The sequence below is a fragment of the Chryseobacterium sp. MYb328 genome (genome assembly GCF_037572595.1).
GTDB classification, from domain to species: Bacteria; Bacteroidota; Bacteroidia; order Flavobacteriales; family Weeksellaceae; genus Chryseobacterium; species Chryseobacterium pennae.
On the sequence record NZ_JBBGZQ010000031.1, the window covers coordinates 47085 to 57034 of the forward strand.

At 35.6% G+C, this 9950-nt stretch carries 7 protein-coding genes; 5 read left to right on the plus strand and 2 right to left on the minus strand.

All coding sequences use genetic code 11. The features are described from left to right. Positions 1-100: 100 nt before the first annotated feature. The 4 genes from WH267_RS22875 to WH267_RS22890 all read left to right on the plus strand — a co-directional run bounded on the left by WH267_RS22875 (position 101) and on the right by WH267_RS22890 (position 2270). A complete protein-coding gene (locus WH267_RS22875) occupies positions 101-820 on the plus strand; it encodes an AAA family ATPase (protein WP_340011212.1) in 720 nt (239 codons plus the stop codon). Beyond that, positions 817-1566 carry a YggS family pyridoxal phosphate-dependent enzyme gene (locus WH267_RS22880; protein ID WP_340011213.1) on the plus strand — a complete coding sequence of 250 codons (750 nt, stop codon included), beginning with the start codon at positions 817-819 and terminating at the stop codon, positions 1564-1566. Before WH267_RS22875 ends, WH267_RS22880 begins: the two co-directional genes overlap by 4 nt. 6 nt (positions 1567-1572) lie before the next feature. Further along, positions 1573-2004, plus strand: a complete 432-nt coding sequence (locus WH267_RS22885) for a hypothetical protein (RefSeq protein ID WP_340011214.1) — start codon at positions 1573-1575, stop codon at positions 2002-2004. A gap of 92 nt (positions 2005-2096) precedes the next feature. Further along, a complete protein-coding gene (locus tag WH267_RS22890) occupies positions 2097-2270 on the plus strand; it encodes a hypothetical protein (RefSeq protein WP_165852266.1) in 174 nt (57 codons plus the stop codon). A 66-nt stretch (positions 2271-2336) separates the two neighbouring features. On the opposite strand, the gene WH267_RS22895 is transcribed toward WH267_RS22890, so the two are convergent. Beyond that, positions 2337-5894: a T9SS type A sorting domain-containing protein gene (locus WH267_RS22895; protein ID WP_340011216.1), complete on the minus strand. Its 3558-nt coding sequence runs from the start codon at positions 5892-5894 to the stop codon at positions 2337-2339. A gap of 248 nt (positions 5895-6142) precedes the next feature. Here WH267_RS22895 and WH267_RS22900 point away from each other — a divergent pair, with 248 nt between their 5' ends. Then, complete coding sequence (locus tag WH267_RS22900; RefSeq protein WP_340011219.1) at positions 6143-6541, plus strand: XRE family transcriptional regulator; 399 nt, start codon at positions 6143-6145, stop codon at positions 6539-6541. A gap of 113 nt (positions 6542-6654) precedes the next feature. Here the strand turns inward: WH267_RS22900 and gcvP are convergent, their stop codons facing one another. Further along, positions 6655-9513 carry an aminomethyl-transferring glycine dehydrogenase gene (gcvP, locus tag WH267_RS22905; protein ID WP_340011221.1) on the minus strand — a complete coding sequence of 953 codons (2859 nt, stop codon included), beginning with the start codon at positions 9511-9513 and terminating at the stop codon, positions 6655-6657. Positions 9514-9950 lie beyond the last annotated feature (437 nt).

The following is a 9950-nucleotide window of genomic DNA, read 5'->3' on the forward strand; positions in this document are numbered from 1 at the left end:
CATACTCATCCCTGGCCTACCCGTTTATTCTCAATCAGGATGTTTACGTCATTTAATAAAGCCTTATCTTTGTTAGAATCTAGAACCATTAATTGCTACCATGAATCTGTACAATCTCATTATTCAAGATAAAGAACAGGTAAACCTTAACGATGTATTTCTCAGTAAGAACAACAGGGAACAGCTTGTACAGCTTATTAAGGAACATACCTACAGCAAGGAACTGCAGGAATACGGTCTTCCGGTGAATCATAAGATTCTTCTTCAGGGAAGCTCAGGATGTGGAAAAACAATGACTGCCAAAGCAATTGCAAGTGCTCTGGGGAAAAATATTATCATTTTAAATTTAAGTAATATTGTTTCATCCCGAATAGGTGAAACTTCTCAGAATATCAAAATGATATTTGATAAAGCCGGAAGGGAAAGATCTGTTCTATTTCTTGATGAGCTGGATCAGATCGGAAAAGCAAGAGGCAGTGATGATAAAGATGTGGGCGAAATGAGGCGATTAGTCAATACTTTGCTTCAGCTTATTGATTATTATCCTGAAAACGCACTTTTACTATGTGCCACCAATCATCCTGAGATTATTGATACAGCTCTACTGAGACGTTTTCAGCTGAAAATCAATTATGAAATGCCTTCTCCAGAATTTCTGGATACTTTTTATGACACTCTCCTCAATCGATTCCCTGAAGATATGAGATCCATTGAAAGGAAATACTCCATTTCTTTTGCAGAGGCTAAGGATTATGCTTTAACGGCTGTGAAAACAGCTCTTATTCAAAAACTGGAAGCTAAAGAAATCATCCGATCATGAAAGAAGACATCCTTCACAACCTGAAAGTCATCGATACCCGGATTCAAAATGCCTGTAAAAAAGCAGGAAGAAATCGTGATGAAGTTAAACTACTATTAGCAACCAAAACAGTTTCCGCAGAACGTATTAAAATTGCTTTGGAAAACGGACAGACTCTCATTGCAGAAAATAAAGTTCAGGAGCTGAAGGAGAAATATGAAGATCTTAAGGAAACGCCTCACATCAATCATTTTATAGGACATCTCCAGACCAATAAAATTAAAGATATCCTGAAATACGACATAACCTGTATACAGTCGCTTGACCGCCTGGATCTGGCAGAAAAACTGCATCAAAGGCTTTTAGCTGAGAACAGAACAATTGAAGTTTTGATTCAGGTCAATACTTCGAATGAGGAAAGCAAGTTTGGAATAGATCCCAGCCAGGCCATTGAATTAACCCGAAAGGTTTCAGAATTCTCTACATTAAAAGTAAAAGGATTGATGACTATCGGCTTATTCAGCGCAGAAACTGAAAAAGTAAGACAGTGTTTTAAAATTCTTAAAAACCTGCAACAGCAAATCATCCGTGAATATATTCCCAACATAGAAATGAAGGAATTGTCAATGGGAATGAGTGGTGACCTTGAAGCCGCCATAGAAGAAGGAGCTACTATTATACGTGTTGGAACGGCTGTATTTGGAGCAAGAATCTATCCGGACAGTTATTATTGGGATGAAGGAAACAATGATAAGAGTAAAAAATAACGAAATATGTTCTATACATTTAAAATAAAAATAAAAGAGGGAACAACTGCAAAAAATGTCACTGATGCTGCACACGATTCATTTATGGAAAGAGAAGTAAATGATGTACAAATTCATGACAATATAATTACAGGAAAAGACAGTCTTTTTAAACTCGATTTTTCAAAAAGATCTCCCCTGATCCTATCACCCGGCAAAGAATATTTTATTTACAATGAAAGTGCAAAAACTCTAACGTATAAGGTTGAAGCCTTTTATCCCATCCTATTTAATCTGCTGTATGCAGGTATTCTTTTCCTAATTTTATATTTCTCCGTTCAACATTTGATCATAGAACTTGTGATTCCGGGCTTGTTTTTTATTATTCTTACCACTGTTGATTATTTCCAACATCAGGCAGTGATTGCTAAAGTCTCACGGAAAATAAACGAAAACTAAATGTAGCAGTTCCTAAAAACCGCTTTACATATAGTCCACAAAATCGGTATACTTTTTGATGATAAAACATTAATAACCAAACAAATGCAATTATGATCAGAAAATTACTATCGAGCTGTCTTTTATTGACAGTATTATTCTTTTATTCATGTGAAAAAGAAAACACACAGATGAAAAGTGGAATCTCCATTGAAACGATTTCAATGATAACTGTTCTTACTATGGGAGTAGCCATTCTGGTGGCTTACAGCTATAAGAGAAGATAATAGCATTAATATATTAAAAAACACCTCTCAAAAATGAGAGGTGTTCCTATTTATTGATACCGGATTTTATTTCTTTACAACTTTAGCTTTAGTCACCTCTTTATTCTTTGAGGTAATATTCAGCATATAAATTCCTGTCGGAAGCTCCGTAATATCGATTTTGTTTACATCCTGAAATTCTTTCAGCTTTTGTCCTGCCATATTATACACTTCCACCTTTTCAGAAATAGCCTGGGTATTGATTGTAATAATTCCAGTAGTTGGGTTAGGATAAATCCTTAAACTATTTTTCAATTGCTCCTGAGTTCCTAATGTCTGATTAATAATCTTAGTTGAGACCACATTAGTAGCAATTGCCGGATTATAATCAAAATAGATATCAGCAGTATTATTAATGATATCATTTACCTGAACATTTGCTTTAGGCTTCACTTTATAAGTAACAAACCCATGTGAATTTGGCTCATCATTAGACCCTGGAAGATAGATCCCATTGAAATTAAACTCTATATCATGTCCATCAGTAATTTTTACCTCATTCGCATGACTATAAGATTCCAAAACTAAAGTAGAGCTATCGAGTTTGGAATCTAAAAGATTATGAATCTTTACTTTTTCTGCAAAATGGTTTCCTGTATTCTGAAAACGGATGATATAATGCAGATATTTATCAACATCCTGTAAAAGCACTTGCGGACCTTCAATAACTGTTATATCATTTGGATCATAAGATCCCACAATAGTTTGCAGTAAATTAAATTCGTTATCAGATGGATTTATATCACCAATGACATTGGCTGCTCCATGCACACCCAGCTGTTCGCCAATATTGTTTGCCGGCATTGGAAGAACATTAAATTTCAGCTCAATAGTTTTTGTTTGAAACGGTGCCAGATCCTGATAATTAAAGATTATATTCCCATTATTTTGTGATGTAGGTATGGCGGAAGCCTGAAGGAAACTGATCTTTGCATTATTATAGCTGAAGAAAATATCTCCACTCACTTTCTGGGTTCCTTTATTTATGATTATCATTTTGTATTTTGTATCAAATCCTGGTCTGGCTGTTAAAATCGGATAGATACTCACTTCTATGTCTTTATATACCTGATTGGGAGTAATACAAAAATCGGCAGTACGTGTCATTCCGGTTGCTGCAAAATTATAGGAATCATTTTGAGGGTTTATACTATAATCAGGAAGAGCCTTATCCACAAACGTGTTATACTGCCCCTGTTTTGCTACGAGCGAATATTCACCGTTCCCATTGGTAAAAGTGGAATACTTATGAGCAGAATCCTGTGTGGAGACCATCATCATAGTCGCTGAAATATCATTCACATCACAACCGTTATTATCAATATCATACCGTACTTTTCCTTTTATTTTATTTTGGAAAGCAGCTCCCGTTTCAAACCATGAGATCATGTATTCTTTATCATTAGCCAAGTATTTTGATCCTACCACTAATTCCTTATTTCCGTCTCCATTTAAATCGGTACTCAGCAAAGATGCTGCAATTCCCATATTATTATTGGTAATTAATTTCGGAACGTTGTCATAAATTCCATTGCCGTTATTTTTATACCATCTTAGTTTTGGTTCCGTTTTAGAGTTAGTGACAATATCCTTAAGTCCATCACCATCAATATCAATTATAGTGAGTGCGAATGGTCCTATTGCAGTTCCGGCTCCTACAATTTTCCCCTGTCCGAAATTCCCTGCTCCATCAGTATTTTCAAACCAGCTTATTTTATTTCCATTATCATTTACGTAAGAAATATCATTATCTCCATCACCATCCAAATCCGCTATATGAAGTTTGATATATCCAAACAAAGAGCTGGCGACAACATGTTTTACCGTAAAACTTCCCTGCCCGTTTACATTTTCATACCAGATAATGTTACCATCTAAAAGAGCGATAACAAGATCCAGATCTCCATCTCCATCCATATCAGCATTTTTAAATGAAGTAACATAACTTGTTATGCTATCCAAAAATTCTGTAGGAGCACCAAAATTCCCATTACCTGTATTCATTAATACAGTCAGTTTAGTGGCATTTCCTATATAAGCAAAATCTTTCTTACCATCGCCATTAAAATCACCTACTGTATTAAGATGGCCCAGACTCAGGCTATTTCCTATCGTATGTTCTGTATTAAAATCTCCTGTTCCATTATTCTCAAGCCATACATATTTGTATGTTGTAGGATTGGTATCCAATTCTTTATTAAAAATAATATCAGTATCCCCGTCATTATCAATATCAGCCAACGACATATCAGAAACATACTTCATATTATTTTTTATTATTTTCTGCTGATCTGAAAAGCCACCATGTCCATCTGTATTTTTAAACCACGAAATTTTACTTGAAGACATTGCTACAATATCTGCGTCCCCATCCCCATCAATATCTCCTGTTTCTACTGATGAAAGCCCGTAAACATCTGTTGTAAGAATTTTCTCAGAAGAAAAATTGCCTGTCCCGGTAATTCCTTCGTACCAAGCAACTTTACTGTCTCCTGCAGAAACGGATACTAAATCAATTTTTGAATCATTGTTATAATCCGCAGCATCAAACTGAGAAATTCTTATTGCATTTTGAGAAACAATCTGTTCAGCTCCGAAAATACCGTTCCCAAGGTTCTTTTTCCATGATAATTTATTATCCCATAATACACAGAATACAAGATCCTCCATACCATCTGCATCAAGATCAAACATTTTCACTCCAAACCTTTTTACATTTTGCACAGTATACGGTTTATAAGGAACATTGGATATTAAGATAGAGGGAGAGAAAGTACCTGCCCCATTTGTATTTTTATACCATTTAAACTGTTTAACATTCCCATTTTCAAATAGGTGAATGATATCCAAATCTCCATCACCATCCACATCACCAAGGTCAAAAAACTCACCTAATGCAAAATCATCAATCTCCTGTTTGAAGGTAAAGCTCCCATTCCCATTATTTTTGTACCACCTTAATATCCTTGTTGCATTAAATCTAACCAGAAGATCCGGTTTGTTATCATTATCCAGATCTTTCAGAATAACAGTATCCGGTTTTTGAAGAGAGGTAAAAATAAGTGCTCCCTGAGTAAATGTTCCATTTCCGTTATTTATCAACCATGTTCCCGAGATAGGCTGATGAAAATAAATATCCAGATCTCCATCCCCATCGATATCACCAACCCTGAAAAGAGAAATACTCTCATCTACCAATTTAACTGGCTGGCTGAAAGAAGCAGCAGCTCCAACTCCAGTTCCTTTCATGAGAAACAGGCCTTTTGCCGTACTAAAAATAATATCCGCTTTTCCATCCCCATCAAAATCTGCACTGTCAAAATCATTAATATATTCAACAGGAGATTCATAAATAAGTTCCGGATGTTCAAATCCATTGCCTTTATTCTTTATCCAGAAAAGATTGCGGTAATAGGTTTTAACCAGAATGTCTTTTTTGTTATCGTTATTAAGATCCCGTGAGAGCATATCTTCAGGATCAGGGATCCCAAAAGTTCCGTCAATAATTAAATTCTGAGGTAACCCCGTTTGAGAAAATCCCATTAAAGATGCCAGGGAAAAAGCTAAGATGATTATTTTTTTCATCCAAAAGTTATTTGGTTATTAATTTTAATTTTCAGCAAAAATAGAAAAAATAGTAAGTATTCATTAAAAATATACATAACTATCATTAATACTATAAAAAATCACTAAAATTCAATGACACCCCCATAGAATGTACTTACTCATTATTCAAAAACAAAGCTTCTACTGAATTACAAAAGTAGCCTCACGCTTCCATATATTTTTTTATCTTTACTATCCGAACCATCAATTAAGCTTAAAAACCACCAATGGAACAAAAAATACATCAGGGAAGAAACGTAAAAAGATTCAGAGAAATGCTGGGCATCAAACAGGAATCTTTAGCATTGGATTTGGGTGATGACTGGAATCAAAAGAAAGTCTCATTATTGGAACAGAAAGAAACTATTGAAGATCCTCTTCTTCAAAAAATTTCTGAAGTTTTGAAAATTCCTGTGGAAGCATTCCAGAATTTTGATGAAGAACAAGCTATAAATATTATTTCAAGCAATTTTCATGATAACGCAACAGGTGTTATTGTGAATAATTACAATCCTATTGATAAAATCATCCAACTTCATGAGGAAAAAATTGCTCTTTACGAAAGAATGCTGACGGAAAAGGATGATATGATGTCTAGATTAGAGGCATTAATTAAAGGCAAATAAATAAGATTATAATACATAACACTTTACAAAGTCAGGAGACTTTGCAGAATTACAAAAAATACAAATCCCTCTCATTACTGAAAGGGATTTGTTATATCTAGAAAAAATTCTAATTACATATAAGCTTCAATCGGCTCACAAGTACATACTAAGTTTCTGTCTCCGTAAGCTTCATCCACTCTTGATACAGAAGCGAAGAATTTGTGGTCTCTTACCCACTCTAATGGATAAGCTGCCTTTTCTCTGCTGTATGGTTTATCCCAAGAATCAGAGATCACCAATTGCTCTGTGTGAGGAGCGTTTTTCAATACGTTATTTGCAGGATCAGCCTGTCCGTTAGCAATCTCATCAATTTCATGTTTGATAGAGATTAAAGCCTCTGCAAAACGGTCAATTTCAGACTTGCTTTCAGATTCTGTAGGCTCAATCATTAATGTTCCAGCAACCGGGAAAGAAACTGTAGGAGCATGGAAGCCATAATCCATTAATCTCTTCGCCACATCAGCCACTTCAATTCCTAAAGATTTGAACTGACGGAAATCTACGATACATTCGTGAGCCACTCTTCCGTTTTCGTTTGAATATAAAATTGGGAAATGCTCCGCTAAAATCAACTTAAGGTAGTTAGCATTCATAATTGCATGTCCGGTAGCTTTTTTCAGGCCTTCAGTTCCTAACATCTTGATGTAAGAATAAGAAATATTCAGGATTAATCCTGAACCGTAAGGTGCTGCAGAAATACCATCGATTGCTTCTTTAGTTCCGATTTTGATGTTTGCATTAGAAGGAAGGAATGGTACTAAGTGTTTAGCAACACAGATTGGACCTACTCCAGGACCTCCACCTCCGTGAGGAATTGCAAAAGTCTTGTGAAGATTTAAGTGACAAACGTCTGCTCCGATGTTTCCCGGACTTGTAAATCCTACCTGAGCATTCATGTTAGCACCATCCATATACACCTGTCCTCCGTGCTCGTGGATCAGATTAGTAATTTCCTTGATGTTAGCATCAAAGAATCCGTAAGTAGACGGATATGTAATCATTACAGCTGATAAGTTCGCTGAATGTAATTCTGTTTTAGCTTTAAGATCTTCGAAGTCGATTTCTCCGTTTTCAAGGTTTTTCACAACTACGATTTTCATTCCTGCCATTGCAGCAGAAGCCGGGTTGGTTCCGTGTGCAGACTGAGGAATCAATACTACATTTCTGTGGTGATCTCCTCTTGAAATATGGTATTCTCTGATGACCATTAATCCTGCATATTCTCCCTGAGCTCCGGAATTTGGCTGTAATGAAGTTCCTGCGAAACCAGTAATTGTTGCCAGATCTTTTTCAAGTTCTGCAATCATCTGCTGATATCCTCCAGCCTGATCTACCGGTACAAATGGGTGTACACTTCCCCAATCTGCCCATGAAAGTGGTAACATTTGAGTCGCAGCGTTCAGTTTCATCGTACAAGATCCTAAAGAAATCATTGAATGTGTTAATGATAAATCTTTTCTCTCAAGACGCTTGATGTAACGCATCAATTCGGTTTCTGTATGGTATCTGTTGAATACTTCTTCTGTAAGAATCTGATCTTTTCTCAGGTTTTCTTCAGGAATGCTGTATCCTTCTTTGATTTCTAATTTAAAAGTCTGCTTGTCTTTGAACTGAGCGAAAGAAGCCATCAGATAGTTTAATTTCTCTAATGTAGTACTTTCGTTGATCGCAACACTTACCACCCCTTCTGTGAAATAGTTAAGGTTAAGTCTGTGGTCCTGCATCATTCTCATCAGTCTTCCTTTTTCTTCTTCAGGCATTGTGATTTTTACAGTATCGAAGATTGGCTCCTCTACAACCTGATATCCTAATGCTGAAAGACCTCCTTTCAAAGCATTTGCTTTAAAGTGGATCTGATCTGCGATATAATTTAATCCTTTTGGACCATGGTAAACCGCATACATCCCTGCCATTACCGCTAAAAGAACCTGGGCAGTACAGATGTTTGAAGTTGCCTTCTCTCTCTTAATATGCTGTTCTCTTGTCTGTAATGCCATTCTTAATGCACGTCTTCCGTACATATCCTGAGAAACCCCAATGATTCTTCCAGGGATATCTCTTTTATATTCTTCTCTACAAGCAAAGAATGCCGCGTGAGGACCTCCGTACCCTAATGGAATACCAAATCTCTGAGAAGTTCCTACTGCACAGTCAGCACCCATTTCAGCCGGTGATTTCAATTTCACCAATGCCATAGGATCACATGCAACAGCTACCTGAAGGTCTATTTTTTTATATTCTACAATGTTTTCTGTATAATCCAGAACAATTCCGTTTTTACCAGGATATTGTAATAGAACGCCATAATAAGAAGCATCAAATGCATGCGTTTTGTGGTCACCCACAACCACTTCAATTCCTAACCCTTCAGCTTTAGTTCTCAATACGGAGATTGTCTGAGGTAATACAAGGTCCGAAATAAAGAACTTATTAGCTTCTCCTTTCTTCTGGTCTTTCGTTCTGTTGTTAAAGAACATGTGCATAGCTTCAGCAGCTGCAGTAGATTCATCCAACAAAGAGGCGTTAGCAAGACCGAAGCCTGTAAGATCACACACTACAGTCTGGAAATTAAGAAGAGCTTCCAGTCTTCCCTGTGCAATTTCTGCCTGATATGGTGTATATGCAGTATACCAGCTAGGATTTTCAAAGATATTTCTCTGAATAGCTGATGGTAAAAGGGTATTGTGGTATCCGAAACCGATATAACTTGTATAATCAGTGTTTTTTGATGCCAACTCTTTAGAGTGATTCAGCATTTCGTACTCCGAAAGCGGTTCTGAGATCTCAAGATCTTTTTCTAAACGGATGGAAGAAGGAATGGTCTGAGAAATTAACTCTTCAATACTAGAAACGCCAAGTTTTTCCAACATCGCCTGTTTATCGGCTTCATTTAAGGAAATGTGACGGCTCACAAACTGTTCTGTATTCATTTTTATTTATTAGATTTTGTTTGTAAAAAGATGGGTAAAATTACAATTTTTTACACGATTGTACAACAGCATATCTGCAATGATAATTCACTAAATAGTTTAGTTACGACAACCTTATAAGCTTTTGATAGCTATTAAATATAGTTTAGTTTATTTTAAACAACTATTGTCTCAATATTACAAATAGTATTCAAAAATACAGGCAGTTTATTATTAATAAAACAATGAGTTATTCCTTGAAAATTGGAAAAAATTTTAAAATAGGATTGAAAATATCTTTATTTATAACAGGTAAAAAGTATATGTTTTGGTATGAAAATGTGAAAATTTAAATTCAAAATACAGTACGATTTTAAAGTAATCTGAGATTGTAAAAAGGAGCTCAATCTTCTATTCATCAGGTTTTAAGAATTTTATGAAATTTTATTAATTATATT